15 protein-coding genes are annotated in these 15,771 nt (G+C 61.1%); all 15 read left to right on the top strand.

The features are described from left to right. The first annotated feature begins 3 nt into the window (after positions 1 to 3). The 15 genes from fliQ (at position 4) to GNF76_RS11505 (ending at position 15,744) form a co-directional block, all read left to right on the top strand. On the top strand, positions 4 to 273 hold the full coding sequence (gene fliQ, locus GNF76_RS11575) for a flagellar biosynthesis protein FliQ (RefSeq protein WP_071486515.1): 270 nt from the start codon (positions 4 to 6) through the stop codon (positions 271 to 273). 10 nt (positions 274 to 283) lie between these two features. After that, positions 284 to 1,060, top strand: a complete 777-nt coding sequence (gene fliR, locus GNF76_RS11570; protein WP_379652607.1) for a flagellar biosynthetic protein FliR — start codon at positions 284 to 286, stop codon at positions 1,058 to 1,060. A 3-nt stretch (positions 1,061 to 1,063) separates the two neighbouring features. Next, positions 1,064 to 2,200: a flagellar biosynthesis protein FlhB gene (flhB, locus tag GNF76_RS11565; RefSeq protein WP_155583288.1), complete on the top strand. Its 1,137-nt coding sequence runs from the start codon at positions 1,064 to 1,066 to the stop codon at positions 2,198 to 2,200. Positions 2,201 to 2,435: 235 nt separating this feature from the next. Then, on the top strand, positions 2,436 to 4,550 hold the full coding sequence (gene flhA, locus GNF76_RS11560; RefSeq protein WP_155583406.1) for a flagellar biosynthesis protein FlhA: 2,115 nt from the start codon (positions 2,436 to 2,438) through the stop codon (positions 4,548 to 4,550). An 11-nt stretch (positions 4,551 to 4,561) separates the two neighbouring features. Further along, the gene (gene flhF, locus GNF76_RS11555) at positions 4,562 to 5,878 is read left to right on the top strand and encodes a flagellar biosynthesis GTPase FlhF (protein WP_155583287.1); all 1,317 of its coding nucleotides are present in this window, start codon (positions 4,562 to 4,564) and stop codon (positions 5,876 to 5,878) included. Positions 5,879 to 5,998: 120 nt separating this feature from the next. Next, complete coding sequence (gene fleN, locus GNF76_RS11550) at positions 5,999 to 6,832, top strand: flagellar synthesis regulator FleN (protein ID WP_003192912.1); 834 nt, start codon at positions 5,999 to 6,001, stop codon at positions 6,830 to 6,832. Next, positions 6,829 to 7,569, top strand: a complete 741-nt coding sequence (gene fliA, locus GNF76_RS11545) for an RNA polymerase sigma factor FliA (RefSeq protein WP_155583286.1) — start codon at positions 6,829 to 6,831, stop codon at positions 7,567 to 7,569. Before fleN ends, fliA begins: the two co-directional genes overlap by 4 nt. Before the next feature lie 169 nt (positions 7,570 to 7,738). Further along, on the top strand, positions 7,739 to 8,113 hold the full coding sequence (locus tag GNF76_RS11540) for a chemotaxis response regulator CheY (RefSeq protein ID WP_169353513.1): 375 nt from the start codon (positions 7,739 to 7,741) through the stop codon (positions 8,111 to 8,113). Between the two features lie 18 nt (positions 8,114 to 8,131). Further along, positions 8,132 to 8,920 carry a protein phosphatase CheZ gene (locus GNF76_RS11535; protein ID WP_155583285.1) on the top strand — a complete coding sequence of 263 codons (789 nt, stop codon included), beginning with the start codon at positions 8,132 to 8,134 and terminating at the stop codon, positions 8,918 to 8,920. Positions 8,921 to 8,931: 11 nt separating this feature from the next. Continuing rightward, positions 8,932 to 11,121: a chemotaxis protein CheA gene (locus GNF76_RS11530; RefSeq protein WP_155583284.1), complete on the top strand. Its 2,190-nt coding sequence runs from the start codon at positions 8,932 to 8,934 to the stop codon at positions 11,119 to 11,121. A 48-nt stretch (positions 11,122 to 11,169) separates the two neighbouring features. Further along, positions 11,170 to 12,306 (top strand): protein-glutamate methylesterase/protein-glutamine glutaminase, encoded by a 1,137-nt coding sequence (locus GNF76_RS11525; RefSeq protein WP_155583283.1) that lies wholly within the window; start codon positions 11,170 to 11,172, stop codon positions 12,304 to 12,306. Next, positions 12,306 to 13,046, top strand: a complete 741-nt coding sequence (locus GNF76_RS11520) for a flagellar motor protein (RefSeq protein WP_155583282.1) — start codon at positions 12,306 to 12,308, stop codon at positions 13,044 to 13,046. The genes GNF76_RS11525 and GNF76_RS11520 overlap by 1 nt, the downstream gene beginning before the upstream one ends. A 15-nt stretch (positions 13,047 to 13,061) precedes the next feature. Next, positions 13,062 to 13,949 (top strand): flagellar motor protein MotD, encoded by an 888-nt coding sequence (motD, locus tag GNF76_RS11515; RefSeq protein WP_178123286.1) that lies wholly within the window; start codon positions 13,062 to 13,064, stop codon positions 13,947 to 13,949. 51 nt (positions 13,950 to 14,000) lie between these two features. Continuing rightward, positions 14,001 to 14,789: a ParA family protein gene (locus GNF76_RS11510; protein ID WP_155583281.1), complete on the top strand. Its 789-nt coding sequence runs from the start codon at positions 14,001 to 14,003 to the stop codon at positions 14,787 to 14,789. Positions 14,790 to 14,943: 154 nt separating this feature from the next. Further along, entirely contained in the window at positions 14,944 to 15,744 is an 801-nt protein-coding gene (locus GNF76_RS11505) for a CheW domain-containing protein (protein WP_155583280.1), read from the top strand. Positions 15,745 to 15,771 lie beyond the last annotated feature (27 nt).

Raw genomic sequence — 15,771 nt, 5'->3', positions numbered from 1 at the left:
CGCATGACGCCAGAAGTCGCAGTCGACCTGTTCCGCGAAGCCTTGTGGCTGACCACCATGATGGTCGCGGTGCTGGTGGTACCCAGCCTGTTGGTGGGCCTGCTGGTGGCAATGTTCCAGGCCGCCACCCAGATCAACGAACAGACCTTGAGCTTCCTGCCGCGCCTGCTGGTGATGCTGATTACCCTGATCGTCGCCGGCCCGTGGCTGGTACGAACCTTCATGGAATACATCCTGCAGCTGTACGGCAGTATTCCGCAGTTGATCGGCTGACATGAATGCTTTGTTGGCATTGACCGACACCCAGATCAGCACCTGGGTGGCTTCGTTCATCCTGCCGCTGTTCCGGGTGACGGCGGTGCTGATGACCATGCCGGTGTTCGGTACCACTCTGGTACCGCGCCGTATTCGCCTGTACTTCGCCGTGGCGATCACGGTCGTCATTGTTCCGGGGTTGCCGCCGATGCCGCCGGTGAATGCCATCGACCTCAGCGCATTGCTGCTGATCGCCGAGCAGATTCTGATTGGTGCGCTGCTGGGCTTCTCCCTGACGTTGTTCTTCCAGGCCTTCGTGATTGCCGGGCAAATCATCTCGATCCAGATGGGCATGGGCTTCGCGTCCATGGTCGACCCCACCAACGGTGTGTCGGTGGCGGTGATCGGGCAGTTCCTGACGATGCTGGTGACCTTGCTGTTCCTGGCCATGAATGGTCATCTGGTGGTGTTCGAGGTGCTTACCGAGAGCTTCACCACCTTGCCGGTGGGTGAGGGATTGGTGGTCAATCAGTTCTGGGAGCTGGTCGGGCGCCTGGGCTGGGTATTGGGGGCGGCCTTGCTGTTGGTATTGCCGGCCATTACTGCGTTGCTGGTGGTCAACATTGCGTTTGGTGTAATGACTCGGGCCGCGCCGCAGTTGAATATCTTCTCCATCGGTTTCCCGCTGACCCTGGTGCTGGGCATGGGGATTTTCTGGATCGGCATGGCTGACATTCTTAATCAGTATCAACCGCTGGCCAGTGAGGCCTTGCAGTTTTTACGTGACCTGGCCCGAGCGCGCTGAGCCATGGCCGAGAGCGAGAGTGGTCAGGACAAAACAGAAGACCCCACGGAGAAGCGCAAAAAAGACTCCCGGGAAAAGGGCGAGATTGCCCGCTCCAAAGAGCTCAACACCCTGGCAGTGATGCTGGCCGGCGCCGGTGGTTTGTTGATCTACGGCGGTGGCCTGGCCATGGATCTGATGGAGCTGATGAAGCTCAACTTTTCCCTGCCTCGTGATGTGTTGATGAGCCCGGGCGCCATGGGCCTGTACCTGCTGCATTCGGGAAAAATCGCCATCCTGGCGGTACAGCCGGTGCTGATCACCTTATTGCTGGCGGCGTTGATCGGGCCGATCTCCCTGGGCGGCTGGTTGTTTGCTCCCGGCAGCATGGCGCCAAAATTCAGCCGGATGAACCCCGGCGCCGGGCTCAAGCGGATGTTTTCGTCCAAGGCATTGGTGGAGCTGCTCAAGGCCCTGGCCAAGTTCGCGCTCATTCTGTTCGTGGCGCTGGCAGTGCTGTCGTCCGACATCGATGACTTGCTGCGCATTGCCCACGAACCGCTGGAGCTGGCGATCATTCACAGCGTCCAGGTGGTGGGTTGGAGTGCATTGTGGATGGCCTGCGGGTTGATCCTGATTGCAGCCGTGGACGCGCCGATCCAGCTGTGGGAAAGCCACAAGAAACTGCTGATGACCAAGCAGGAAGTGCGCGACGAACACAAGGACCAGGAAGGCCGGCCGGAAGTGAAGCAGCGGATCCGCCAACTGCAGCGGGAAATGTCCCAGCGCAAGATGATGGCCGCCGTTCCCGATGCCGACGTGATCATCACCAACCCGACCCACTATGCCGTGGCCCTCAAGTACGACCCGGAGAAGGGTGGGGCGCCGATGCTGTTGGCCAAGGGCAGCGACTTCATGGCATTGAAGATTCGCGAAATCGGCGTCGCCAACAACGTGCTGCTGCTGGAGTCGCCGGAGCTGGCCCGTTCGATCTTCTACTCCACCGAACTGGACCACGAAATTCCCGCTGGGCTGTACCTGGCCGTGGCCCAGGTATTGGCCTACGTCTACCAGATCCGCCAGTACCGCGCGGGCAAGGGCAAGCGCCCGGATCCGTTGAAGGATCTGCCGATTCCACCGGATTTGCGCCGCGATTCCTGAGTCCTTCAGCGTCTGATCGGGCCTCATCGCGGGCAAGCCCGGCTCCCACATTTGATTGCGTTCTACTGTGGGAGCCGGGCTTGCCCGCGATGGCGTCTTCCCATTCAACAAAAATCCCCGTCTCGTACCCTTCAAGCAAAAGTTGGAAGGCTTCTTGCAATGACGCCTTCACGTCGCCTCCAGGCGTCAAAAGTTTGCTTCAAGGAAACGAGGAATACCGGTGGATCGTTCTCAAATGCTCAACAATGCCCGTGGCACGCTGACAGACCTTTCGCGAGGCAATCTGGGCGTGCCGCTGTTGCTGTTGGTCATGCTGGCAATGATGATGTTGCCGATCCCGCCGTTCCTGCTGGATGTGTTTTTTACCTTCAATATTGCCCTGTCCATCGTCGTGCTGCTGGTCTGCGTGTACGCCCTGCGGCCGCTGGATTTTGCGGTCTTCCCGACCATTTTGCTGATCGCGACCTTGCTCCGGCTGGCGCTCAACGTGGCGTCGACCCGGGTGGTGATGCTCCATGGCCAGGACGGCCACGCCGCCGCGGGCAAGGTGATCCAGGCCTTCGGCGAGGTGGTGATCGGCGGTAACTACGTGGTCGGTATCGTGGTGTTCGCGATCCTGATGATCATCAACTTCGTGGTGGTGACCAAGGGCGCCGGGCGGATTTCCGAGGTGAGCGCGCGTTTCACCCTCGACGCCATGCCTGGCAAACAGATGGCCATCGACGCCGACCTCAACGCCGGCCTGATCGATCAGAACCAGGCCAAGTCGCGCCGCCTGGAAGTGGCCCAGGAAGCCGAGTTCTACGGTTCCATGGACGGTGCCAGCAAATTCGTTCGCGGCGACGCCATTGCCGGCCTGCTGATTCTGTTTATCAACCTGATCGGCGGTATGGCGGTCGGCATCTTCCAGCACGGCATGACCTTCGGCGACGCCGGCAAGGTGTACGCCTTGCTGACCATCGGTGACGGTTTGGTGGCGCAATTGCCATCACTGTTGCTGTCCACTGCCGCCGCGATCATGGTGACCCGTGCGTCCGGCTCCGAAGACATGGGTAAACAGATCAACCGGCAGATGTTTGCCTCGCCCAAGGCGTTGGCGGTTGCGGCAGGCCTGATGGCGGTGATGGGCATTGTGCCGGGCATGCCTCACGTGTCCTTCCTCAGCATGGCGGCGCTGGCGGCCGGTGGTGCGTACCTGTTCTGGCGCAAGCAGAATACGGTCAAGGTCCAGGCCCAGCAGGAGATTGCCCGCCAGCAGGAACTGCTGCCGTCCCCGGCCCGCGCCCAGGAAACCAAAGAGCTGGGCTGGGACGACGTGACCCCGATCGACATGATTGGCCTGGAAGTGGGCTACCGCCTGATTCCCCTGGTGGATCGCAACCAGGGCGGCCAATTGCTGGCGCGGATCAAGGGCGTGCGCAAGAAGCTGTCCCAGGACCTGGGCTTCCTGATGCCCACCGTACACATTCGCGACAACCTTGACCTGGCGCCGAGCGCTTACCGCCTGACCCTGATGGGAGTGATCCTGGCCGAAGCCGAGATCTACCCGGACCGCGAACTGGCGATCAACCCGGGCCAGGTGTTCGGTACCCTTAACGGCATCACCGCCAAAGATCCGGCTTTCGGCCTGGAAGCGGTGTGGATCGAAGTCAGCCAGCGCAGCCAGGCACAGTCCCTGGGCTACACCGTGGTGGACGCCAGCACGGTGGTTGCCACCCACCTCAACCAGATTCTCTACAAGCACTCCCACGAGCTGATTGGCCACGAAGAGGTCCAGCAGCTCATGCAATTGCTGGCCAAGGCCTCGCCGAAACTGGCTGAAGAGCTGGTGCCGGGGATTTTGTCACTGTCGCAACTGCTCAAGGTGCTGCAAGCGTTGTTGGCCGAGCAGGTGCCGGTACGGGACATTCGCAGCATTGCCGAGGCTATCGCCAACAATGCCGCCAAGAGTCAAGATACTGCCGCCCTGGTGGCTGCGGTGCGCGTCGGATTGTCGCGCGCCATCGTCCAAAGCATTGTAGGGCTTGACTCCGAGCTGCCTGTGATCACGTTGGAACCCAGGTTGGAACAAATATTGCTCAACAGTATCCAGAAGGCCGGACTTGGCCAGGAAGAGGGCGTTCTGCTGGAGCCAAGCATGGCTGAAAAGCTGCAGCGCTCGTTGATCGAAGCGGCACAACGTCAGGAAATGCAGGGCCAACCGGTGATTCTGCTGGTGGCAGGCCCGGTTCGAGCGATGTTGTCGCGGTTTGGACGCCTGGCAGTACCGAATTTGCACGTTTTGGCTTACCAGGAAATTCCTGACAATAAGCAAGTGACTATCGTCGCGACAGTAGGGCCCAACGGCTGAGGTAGTGGGTTATGCAAGTGAAGCGTTTTTTCGCCGCCGATATGCGTCAGGCCATGAAGCTGGTTCGTGATGAGCTGGGCGCCGACGCCGCGATTATCGGAAACCGCCGCATTGCCGGCGGTGTCGAGCTGACGGCTGCCCTGGATTACACACCCTCGGCGCTGGCGCCGCGGGTACCGAACATGGAACTGGAAGACGAACTGCGCAAGACCGCCTCGCGCATTGTCTCGGCCCAGGCCGAATTGAGCATGCGGGGTGACAGCGACGCCAGCACCAACCGCCAGCTGTTCGCCGGCCTGCCGCTGACCGCTGCCGAGCCTCTGGTGGAGCCGACCTTCGTCGAACCGCAGCGTCCGGCTGCGCCCGTGCAGGCCGCCGCAGTTGATCAGCGGGTCTTCGACTCGATGCGTTTCGAGCTCAATGGTCTGCGTGAGCTGCTGGAAGTGCAGTTGGGCTCTCTCGCCTGGAACCAGTTGCAAGGCAGCAAGCCGCAACAGGCTAACCTGTGGCGTCGCCTGCAACGCATTGGCCTGTCTGGCCCGTTGTCCCGCGACTTGCTGGAATTGACCACCGAAATTGAAGAGCCTCGCCAGGCCTGGCGCATGTTGCTGGCCCACCTGGCGCGGATGATCGTCACCCCGGAAGTTGAACCCCTGGAAGAAGGGGGGGTGATTGCCATGGTCGGCCCTGCCGGCATGGGCAAGACCACCACTCTGGCCAAGCTGGCTGCCCGTTATGTGCTTAAGTACGGCGCACAGAACATCGCTTTGGTGAGCATGGACAGCTACCGCATCGGCGCCCAGGAGCAGCTCAAGACGCTGGGCCGCATCCTCAACGTACCGGTCACCCATGTCGACCCGGGCCAGTCCCTGGCCAACGCCCTCGATCCGTTGCTGCGCAAGCGCGTGGTCCTGATCGACACCGCCGGCCTGCAAGCCAGCGATCCGGCCCTGCGCATGCAGCTGGAAAGCCTGGCCGGGCGCGGGATCAAATCCAGGAATTACCTGGTGCTGGCCACGACCAGCCAGAAGCAGGTGCTCACTGCCGCCTATCACAGCTACAAACGGTGTGGGCTGGCGGGCTGCATTCTGACTAAACTGGACGAAACGGCTAGCCTGGGTGAAGTGTTGAGCCTGGCTATCAGTCACGAGTTACCGGTCGCCTACCTGACCGACGGGCCGCGGATCCCGGATGATCTGCATCTGCCGCGCCGTCATCAGTTGGTCAGCCGGGCTGTCAGTGTGCAAATGCAGGAAGAGCCCAGCGAGGAAGCGATGGCTGACATGTTCGCTGATCTCTACCACAGTCCGGCCAAACGGGTCGGCTGAGGTGAATATGAACATGCAACATAAACGACAGTGCAATGTATCTACATTGATGGCCTGCAAGCAGTTACCGCAGCCAACCTATGTAGCCTGCGTCTAAGCAAGACAAGGTAAAGAACGAACATGGGCAGCATGCATCCCGTACAGGTGATCGCGGTGACCGGCGGCAAAGGTGGCGTCGGGAAAACTAACGTGTCAGTGAATTTGTCCCTGGCCCTGGCAGAGCTTGGCCGTCGCGTCATGCTGCTGGATGCCGACCTGGGCCTGGCGAACGTTGATGTTCTGCTGGGGCTGACACCCAAACATACCCTGGCCGATGTCATCGAAGGCCGCTGTGAGCTGCGCGACGTACTGTTGCAGGGCCCCGGCGGCATCCGCATCGTGCCGGCTGCCTCAGGCACCCAGAGCATGGTGCACCTGAGCCCGGCGCAGCATGCAGGCCTGATCCAGGCCTTCAGTGACATCGGCGACAACCTCGACGTGCTGGTGATCGACACCGCCGCCGGGATCGGCGAGTCCGTGGTCAGCTTCGTGCGCGCCGCGCAGGAAGTGCTGTTGGTGGTGTGCGACGAGCCCACCTCGATCACTGACGCCTACGCCCTGATCAAACTGCTTAACCGTGACTACGGCATGAACCGCTTCCGGGTGCTGGCCAACATGGCCCAAAGCCCGCAAGAAGGGCGAAACCTGTTCGCCAAGTTGACCAAGGTCACGGATCGCTTCCTCGATGTCGCCTTACAATACGTCGGCGCAGTTCCCTATGACGAGTGCGTGCGCAAGGCTGTGCAAAAGCAGCGTGCAGTCTATGAAGCGTTCCCTCGTTCCAAATGCGCGTTGGCGTTCAAGGCTATTGCCCAGAAGGTCGATACGTGGCCGTTGCCCGCCAATCCCCGGGGGCATCTGGAGTTTTTCGTCGAGCGATTGGTGCATCAGACGAGCGCAGGACCGGTGCTATGACATCCAGCGGCTACAACCTTTACAAGAAGTCGGCACGTGACAGCCAAAGCGAATTGATCGAGCGCTATGCGCCATTGGTCAAGCGCATTGCCTATCACTTGCTGGCCCGACTGCCTGCCAGTGTCCAGGTCGAAGACCTGATCCAGGCGGGGATGATCGGCTTGCTTGAAGTGTCGACCAAATACGACGCGAGCAAGGGGGCGAGTTTCGAGACGTATGCGGGTATCCGCATCCGTGGTGCGATGCTCGACGAGGTCCGTAAAGGTGATTGGGCGCCGCGTTCGGTTCACCGCAATACCCGGATGGTGAGTGACGCCATTCGCTCAATTGAAGCAAAAACCGGTCGCGACGCTAAAGATCATGAAGTTGCGGCCGAACTCCAATTGAGTCTCGACGATTACTACGGGATTTTGAACGATACCTTGGGCAGTCGCCTGTTCAGTTTCGACGACCTTTTGCAGGACGGCGAACATGAAGGGCTGCACGAGGACGGCGCGAGTGCTCATCTCGAACCGTCACGCGATCTGGAAGATGAACGCTTCCAGAGCGCACTGGCGGACGCGATTGCCAATTTGCCGGAGCGTGAGCGACTGGTGTTGGCGCTGTACTACGACGAAGAGCTGAACCTCAAGGAAATCGGTGAGGTCCTGGGAGTCAGCGAATCGCGGGTCAGCCAGTTACACAGCCAGTGCGCGGCCCGCTTGCGGGGGCGTTTGGGAGAGTGGCGAGCGCGCTGACAGGCAGTGTGGGGACACTGCGAACGATACCGCCCGGGCCAAAAGCCCTGGCGGTTTCAACCCGTGGTGCGCCCCAGTAGTCCTTATTTGTAACGCCTGAATGATTGAAATGGCGCGCCCAGGTGCTGGACGCGTTTAAGACTGCTTGGAGGTCGAATTGGACAAGAACATGAAAATCCTCATCGTTGATGACTTCTCAACGATGCGGCGGATCATAAAAAACCTGTTGCGTGACCTTGGGTTCACTAACACGGTCGAGGCGGATGACGGCACCACGGCGATTCCGATCCTCAACAGCGGGAGCATCGACTTTCTGGTAACCGACTGGAACATGCCGGGCATGACCGGTATCGATTTGCTGCGCCACGTGCGCGCCGATGAAAAACTGCGCAGCCTTCCTGTGCTGATGGTGACCGCCGAAGCCAAGCGTGAACAGATCATCGAAGCCGCCCAGGCTGGGGTCAACGGTTACGTGGTCAAGCCATTCACTGCATTGGCCTTGAAAGAGAAGATCGAAAAAATCTTCGAACGCATCGGTCATTGATGTCGCCACGGGGGAGCTATGGAGCATAACGAATCATCACAGGCCGACTTCGAGTCGACCCTGAAAAAGCACGCTCACCAGTTGGTTGAAAGCCTTGAAAAAGGCCAGTTCGGCGACGCGGTGCAGTTGATCCATGAGCTCAATCAGACCCGTGATCGTGGCCTGTACCGGGAAGTCGGCAAGCTGACGCGCGAGTTGCACAGCGCCATCGTCAACTTCCAGATTGACCCGCACATGCCGCAGGCCGAGGAAGTCTCGCAGATCACCGATGCCACCGAACGCCTGTCCTATGTGGTCAGGCTGACTGAGGCGGCAGCCAATCGCACCATGGACCTGGTGGAAAACGCCACGCCGCTGGTCAATGGCGTCGCTAACGAGGCCAAGGCCCTGAGCACCGACTGGGGCCGCTTCATGCGCCGGGAAGTGGGCGCTGAAGAGTTTCGTGAACTGGCACGGCGGGTCGAAGGCTTCCTGGCACGTAGTGAGCAGGACAGCCGCACGGTGTCGAGCAACCTCAATGACATCCTGCTGGCCCAGGATTACCAGGACCTCACCGGCCAGGTGATCAAGCGCGTGACCCAACTGGTCACCGAAGTGGAGAGCAACTTGCTCAAACTGGTACTGATGGCCAGCCAGGTCGACCGTTTTGCCGGCATTGAACATGACCGTGAAGCGATCCTCTCGGAAAAAGATCCACAAAAACACCTCGCCAAGGGTGAAGGTCCGCAGATTCATGCCGATAAACGTGAAGACGTTATGTCAGGTCAAGATGACGTAGACGATTTGCTGTCCAGTTTAGGCTTCTAAGGAGCACGCACATGAGCTTCGGCGCCGATGAAGAAATCCTCCAGGATTTCCTTGTAGAGGCCGGCGAAATTTTAGAGCAGTTGTCCGAACAACTGGTCGAGCTGGAAAGCCGACCGGATGATGCGAACCTGCTCAATGCAATTTTTCGCGGTTTTCACACTGTAAAAGGGGGCGCCGGCTTCCTCCAGCTCCACGAGCTGGTGGAGTGCTGCCACATCGCCGAGAACGTGTTCGACATCCTGCGCAAGGGTGAGCGGCACGTCGACTCGGAACTGATGGACGTGATTCTCGAAGCGCTGGATGCGGTCAACGGCATGTTCAGTGAAGTGCGCGAACGTGCGCCGATCACAGCGGCCACCCCGGAGCTGCTGGCGGCCCTGGCACGTCTGGCGGAACCTGCTGACAACGCGCCGACCCCTGTAGCTGTCGTGGCGCCTGAACCTGTCGCTGAACCTGCTGGTGATGTGACGGATAGCGAATTTGAACAACTGCTGGACTCGCTGAACGCCGTCAAGGCCCAGGCTGAAGCCCCGGCAGCAGCGGCCCCGGCGATGGTGCCGACCACCGAAGACATTACCGACGCCGAGTTTGAATCCCTGCTCGACCAGTTGCACGGCAAGGGCCAGTTCGCCCCCGACGCGGTGATCGCCGCCTCAGCGCCAACGGAAGCCGCAACGCCTGTCAGCAATGAAATCACCGACGACGAATTTGAAGCCCTGTTGGACCAGTTGCATGGCAAGGGCTCGTTTGCCGCCGAGGCGTTGCCAGAAGTGGCGGCAGCCGCCGCACCGGCTGCCAGCGCTGCCCCGGCCGCCGATGGGCTGATTTCCGATCACGAATTTGAAGCCCTGCTGGATGAGCTGCACGGCAAGGGCAAGTTCTCTGAAGTGGCGCCTGCCGCCGCGTCCACAGCCGCCGTAGCTGCACCGCCAGCGGTGGCGGCCGCCAAGGCACCTGCGCCAGTGGCTGCCAAGCCGGCTCCGGCCCGTGCGCCTGCCGCCGCCGCGCCAGACAAGCAGCCGGCCAGCGAAGCCGAAACCACTGTACGGGTCGATACCGCACGCCTGGACGACATCATGAACATGGTGGGCGAACTGGTGCTGGTACGTAACCGTCTGGTGCGCCTGGGCCTGAACAGCGGCGATGAAGCCATGCAAAAGGCCGTGTCCAACCTGGACGTGGTCACCGCTGACCTGCAAACCGCTGTCATGAAGACCCGGATGCAGCCGATCAAGAAAGTCTTCGGCCGCTTCCCGCGTCTGGTTCGTGACCTGGCACGTCAGTTGAAGAAAGAGATCAACCTGGAACTGGTGGGCGAAGAAACCGACCTCGACAAAAACCTCGTCGAGGCCCTGGCCGACCCGCTGGTCCACTTGGTGCGCAATGCCGTCGACCATGGCATCGAAACCCCGGAAGAACGTGAAGCGGCGGGCAAGTCCCGTGGCGGCAAGGTGATTCTGGCGGCGGAACAGGAAGGCGACCATATCCTGTTGTCGATCACCGATGACGGCAAAGGCATGGACCCGAACGTTCTGCGATCCATTGCGGTCAAGCGTGGGGTGATGGACAAGGATGCCGCCGATCGCCTGAGCGACACCGAGTGCTACAACCTGATCTTCGCGCCGGGCTTCTCGACCAAGACCGAGATTTCCGACGTGTCCGGCCGTGGTGTAGGCATGGACGTGGTGAAGACCAAGATCAGCCAGCTCAACGGCTCGATCAACATCTACTCGACCAAGGGCCAGGGCTCGAAGATCGTCATCAAGGTGCCGTTGACCCTGGCGATCATGCCGACCCTGATGGTGATGCTGGGCAACCAGGCGTTTGCCTTCCCGCTGGTCAACGTCAATGAAATCTTCCACCTCGACCTGTCGCGCACCAACGTGGTGGACGGCCAGGAAGTGGTGATCGTGCGCGACAAGGCGTTGCCGCTGTTCTACCTCAAGCGCTGGCTGGTGGCGTCGGCCAAGCATGAGGAGCAGCGCGAAGGTCATGTGGTGATTCTCTCCGTGGGTACCCAGCGCATCGGCTTTGTGGTCGATCAACTGGTGGGCCAGGAAGAAGTGGTCATCAAGCCTTTGGGCAAAATGCTGCAGGGAACCCCGGGCATGTCGGGCGCGACCATCACCGGTGACGGTCGGATCGCGCTGATTCTCGATGTTCCGAGCATGCTCAAGCGTTACGCCGCACGGCGTATTTGATTCTGGTGGGGCAGGGCGGTATTGCCCGTCCCGCCTAACGGAGTGTTTATGGTAGTCAAGGTCCTGGTGGTGGACGATTCGGGTTTCTTCCGCCGCCGCGTCTCGGAAATTCTTTCAGCCGATCCAAGCATCCAGGTGGTCGGTACGGCCACCAACGGCAAAGAGGCGATCGATCAGGCCCTGGCCCTCAAGCCGGATGTGATCACCATGGACTACGAGATGCCGATGATGGATGGCATCACGGCAGTGCGGCACATCATGCAGCGCTGCCCGACTCCGGTGTTGATGTTCTCCTCGCTGACCCACGAAGGCGCCCGGGTGACCCTGGATGCGCTGGACGCCGGCGCGGTGGACTTCCTGCCGAAGAACTTCGAAGACATCTCGCGCAACCCCGAGAAGGTCAAGCAGATGCTCTGCGAGAAGGTGCACAGCATCTCCCGCAGTAACCGTCGCAGTCTCTTCAGCGCCCCTGCTCCTGCTCCCGCACCCACACCTGCTGCGGCGCCTGTGGCGCCGAGCACCTTTGGTCGCCCGGCACCCGCGCCCGCACCGGTGGCGCGCCCTGCGGTTACCCCCGTTCGCACACCTGTGCCCAGCGCACATTCGCCGGCGCCCAAGCGCAAGGCCTACAAATTGGTCGCCATCGGTACCTCCACGGGCGGCCCGGTAGCCTTGCAGCGGGTCTTGACTCAACTGCCGGCCAACTTCCCGGCGCCGATCGTGTTGGTCCAGCACATGCCTGCCGCCTTCACCAAGGCGTTCGCCGAGCGCCTGGACAAGTTGTGCCGCATCACCGTCAAGGAAGCCGAGGACGGCGATATCCTGCGCCCAGGCCTGGCACTGCTGGCCCCAGGCGGCAAGCAGATGATGGTCGACGGCCGTGGCGCGATCAAAATCCTGCCGGGTGATGAACGCCTCAACTACAAGCCTTGTGTGGATATCACCTTCGGTTCCGCCGCCAAGTCCTATGGCGACAAAGTTCTGGCGGTGGTGCTCACCGGCATGGGCGCCGACGGTCGCGAAGGTGCGCGCCTGCTCAAGCAAGGCGGCAGTTCGATCTGGGCCCAGGATGAAGCCAGCTGCGTGATCTATGGCATGCCCATGGCCATCGTCAAGGCGGACCTGGCGGATGCTGTCTACAGCCTCGACGACATTGGCAAACACCTGGTGGAGGCCTGCCTCTGATGGATGTGTTGAGTCTGATTGGCATCATCATGGCGTTCGTCGCCATTATCGGCGGCAACTACCTTGAAGGCGGCCACCTGGGTGCCTTGGCCAACGGGCCGGCGGCGCTGATCGTGATCGGCGGTACGGTGGGCGCGGCGCTGTTGCAGTCGCCCATGAGTTCGTTCAAGCGCGCCATGCAGATCCTGGTGTGGATCATTTTTCCGCCACGGGTCGACCTGCCCGGCGGCATCGACCGCGTGGTCAACTGGAGTCTGACGGCGCGCAAGGAAGGCCTGTTGGGCCTGGAAGGCGTGGCCGACGCAGAACCCGACAGCTACGCGCGCAAAGGCCTGCAATTGCTGGTCGACGGTGCCGAGCCGGAAGCCATTCGCAGCATTCTCGAGGTGGACTTCTACACTCAGGAAAGCCGTGACATCAACGCTGCCAAAGTCTTTGAGAGCATGGGCGGCTACGCGCCGACCATCGGTATCATCGGCGCGGTCATGGGCTTGATCCATGTGATGGGCAACCTGGCTGATCCGTCGCAACTGGGCAGCGGTATTGCTGTGGCGTTCGTCGCCACCATTTACGGCGTGGCCAGTGCCAACCTGGTGCTGTTGCCGGTGGCCAGCAAGCTCAAGTCCATCGCCATGCGCCAGTCCCGTTATCGCGAGATGCTGCTCGAAGGCATCCTGTCGATTGCCGAGGGTGAAAACCCGCGCTCCATCGAATTGAAGCTCCAGGGCTTCATGGATTGATGGGAGGTATGTGTTGTGAGTCGTCGTCGCCGCGAGCCTGAAGAACACGTCAACCATGAACGCTGGCTGGTGTCCTACGCCGACTTCATCACGTTGCTGTTCGCGTTCTTCGTGGTGATGTACTCCATCTCGTCGATCAACGAAGGCAAATACAAAGTCATCTCCGAAGCCCTGGTGGGCGTGTTCACCGATTCGGACCGTGCCGTCAAGCCGATTCCCATCGGTGACGAGCGGCCCAAGACCGTGACCCCGGCCAAGCCGCTGGTCAAGGACAGCGATGAAACCGACGCTGGCCTCAGCGGCGCCAGCGACCCGTTGAAAAGCATTGCCGACGACATCAGCGCAGCCTTTGGCGATCTCATCAGCTCGAACCAGATGACCGTACGCGGCAACGAATTGTGGGTCGAGATCGAACTCAACTCCAGCCTGCTGTTCGCCAGTGCCGATGCCATACCCAGCGACCAGGCGTTCACCATCATCGATAAGGTGGCGGCGATTTTGAAACCCTTCGACAACCCGATCCACGTCGAGGGCTTTACCGACAATCTGCCTATCAGTACGGCGCAGTACCCGACCAACTGGGAGCTGTCTTCTGCGCGCTCGGCGAGTATCGTACGCATGCTGGCGATGCAGGGCGTGAACCCCGGGCGCCTGGCGTCGGTGGGGTATGGCGAGTTTCAGCCGGTGGCCAACAATGCCACGGCCGAAGGCCGTGCGCGCAACCGGCGGGTGGTGCTGGTAGTGTCGCGCAACCTGGATGTGCGCCGCAGCCTGACCGGTACCGGCACCGCCAATGCGCGACCGGATGCCGCACTGAAGCGGGCTGGCACACAAACTGCACCGACGCCCGTAAAGCCGCCGGTACGTGAGAGCGCCGTCAATTCTCCGTCGCCGGCCCTATAACCTCGTGCTATTTCTCGGTCGAGCCAACGCCTTCCGGGAGGAACAATCCGAATGAGAGTCTGGGCAGTTGCCAATCAAAAAGGTGGAGTCGGCAAGACCACCACCTCCATCGCCTTAGCCGGCTTGCTGGCCGAGGCGGGCAAGCGTGTGGTCGTGGTTGATCTGGACCCCCACGGCTCCATGACCAGTTATTTTGGTTACGACCCGGATGCCCTGGAACACAGCTGCTACGACCTGTTCCTGCACAAGGGCAGCGTGCCGGACGGTTTGCCCGGGCAACTGCTGATGCCTACCAGCAACGACAATATTTCGCTGTTGCCCTCCAGCACCGCCCTGGCCACCCTTGAGCGCCAGTCGCCGGGGCAGAGCGGCCTGGGCCTGGTGATCGCCAAGAGCCTGGCGCAACTGTGGAAAGACTTTGACTACGCGATCATCGACAGCCCGCCGTTGCTCGGCGTGCTGATGGTCAACGCGCTGGCAGCCAGCCAGCAACTGGTGATCCCGGTGCAGACCGAACACCTGGCGGTCAAAGGCCTGGAGCGGATGGTCAGCACCCTGGCGATGATCAACCGCTCGCGCAAACAGGCGCTGCCGTTCAGCATTGTGCCCACCTTGTTCGACCGCCGTACCCAGGCGTCTCTCGGCACTTTGCGGGTATTGCGTGACGCCTATCCGCAGACCATCTGGCAAGGCTATATCCCGGTGGACACGCGTCTGCGCGACGCCAGCCGAGCCGGGCTGACACCGTCGCAGTTCGATGGCAAGAGCCGTGGCGTGCTGGCGTATCGGGCGCTGCTCAAGCATCTGCTGTCTCAGCAGCTTGTTGCGCAGGTGGCGTGATGAAAACATCGACCTTGGCCAACCGCGAACCCTGTAGCCGCTGGTTCGCCAGCTCGCCAGCGGCTACAAGGGTTGTATTGCATTCAAGTCCCCGGGACATCAGGCCGATAACCTCTGAGTACAGAGGTAATGGGGCTTGCGCGTGGGCATACAGATGAATCGTCCAGTCGATCTCAAGACCCGGCCGCAGCTGGCGCTGGAGTCCTACCTGGACGCCTTGCTGCAGGAGGCGACCGAGGAACAAATGCCGGAGCCGATTCTGGTTCTGGATGAAGTTGTCGAGCCACAAGCCACGCTGGATGACTTTCAACTGGCAGTGCTGGAAGAGCAGGCCCGCGATGCAGTGGTCGTGCCGGTCGCGATCCCGGTCCCGGAGCCCGTTGAACCTGTAGCGTTGGTGACACCCGTCGTGATCGAGCCGGTGGTGGAAGTTCACCTGCCGCCGAGTATCACGCCACCACCGGTTGAACGTGATGGCCGCCCGGCGTGGGCCGCTGAACCGTTCGAATGCCTGTTGTTTGACGTGGCCGGGTTGACCCTGGCAGTGCCGTTGGTGTGCCTGGGGTCGATCTATTCCCTGGAAGGTCAGGAGCTGACGCCGCTGTTTGGCCAGCCTGAATGGTTCCTCGGAATCCTGCCGAGCCAGGCCGGCAACCTGAAGGTACTGGACACCGCGCGCTGGGTCATGCCCGACCGTTACCGCGATGATTTTCGCCAGGGCCTGCAATACGTTATTTCGGTCCAGGGCTACGAGTGGGGGTTGGCGGTGCATCAAGTCAGCCGTTCGTTGCGCCTGGACCCCAACGAAATCAAATGGCGCAGTCACCGGGGCCAACGGCCATGGCTGGCGGGCACCGTGATCGAACACATGTGCGCGTTGCTGGATGTCGCCGAGCTGGCGGAGTTGATTGCCAGCGGTGCGGTGAAAGATATGCCGGGCAACAAACGTACTTGAACAAGCATGAGCCGCACCTGTGTGCGG

Origin of the sequence: Pseudomonas spelaei, from assembly GCF_009724245.1 — a bacterium.
Taxonomy (GTDB): Bacteria; Pseudomonadota; Gammaproteobacteria; order Pseudomonadales; family Pseudomonadaceae; genus Aquipseudomonas; species Aquipseudomonas spelaei.
Note: the sequence above shows the minus strand (reverse complement) of the source record. Positions and strands in the feature narration are given on the sequence as shown.

Bases quoted from the DNA above. Each gene is read 5' to 3' on its own strand.
- fleN (WP_003192912.1), top strand. From the start codon at position 5,999: ATGGGCAGCATGCATCCCGTACAGGTGATCGCGGTGACCGGCGGCAAA.
- GNF76_RS11505 (WP_155583280.1), top strand. From the start codon at position 14,944: ATGAATCGTCCAGTCGATCTCAAGACCCGGCCGCAGCTGGCGCTGGAG.
- flhB (WP_155583288.1), top strand. From the start codon at position 1,064: ATGGCCGAGAGCGAGAGTGGTCAGGACAAAACAGAAGACCCCACGGAG.
- GNF76_RS11525 (WP_155583283.1), top strand. From the start codon at position 11,170: ATGGTAGTCAAGGTCCTGGTGGTGGACGATTCGGGTTTCTTCCGCCGC.
- flhA (WP_155583406.1), top strand. From the start codon at position 2,436: ATGCTCAACAATGCCCGTGGCACGCTGACAGACCTTTCGCGAGGCAAT.
- flhF (WP_155583287.1), top strand. From the start codon at position 4,562: ATGCAAGTGAAGCGTTTTTTCGCCGCCGATATGCGTCAGGCCATGAAG.
- fliQ (WP_071486515.1), top strand. From the start codon at position 4: ATGACGCCAGAAGTCGCAGTCGACCTGTTCCGCGAAGCCTTGTGGCTG.
- GNF76_RS11510 (WP_155583281.1), top strand. From the start codon at position 14,001: ATGAGAGTCTGGGCAGTTGCCAATCAAAAAGGTGGAGTCGGCAAGACC.
- GNF76_RS11530 (WP_155583284.1), top strand. From the start codon at position 8,932: ATGAGCTTCGGCGCCGATGAAGAAATCCTCCAGGATTTCCTTGTAGAG.
- GNF76_RS11535 (WP_155583285.1), top strand. From the start codon at position 8,132: ATGGAGCATAACGAATCATCACAGGCCGACTTCGAGTCGACCCTGAAA.
- fliA (WP_155583286.1), top strand. From the start codon at position 6,829: ATGACATCCAGCGGCTACAACCTTTACAAGAAGTCGGCACGTGACAGC.
- GNF76_RS11520 (WP_155583282.1), top strand. From the start codon at position 12,306: ATGGATGTGTTGAGTCTGATTGGCATCATCATGGCGTTCGTCGCCATT.
- GNF76_RS11540 (WP_169353513.1), top strand. From the start codon at position 7,739: ATGAAAATCCTCATCGTTGATGACTTCTCAACGATGCGGCGGATCATA.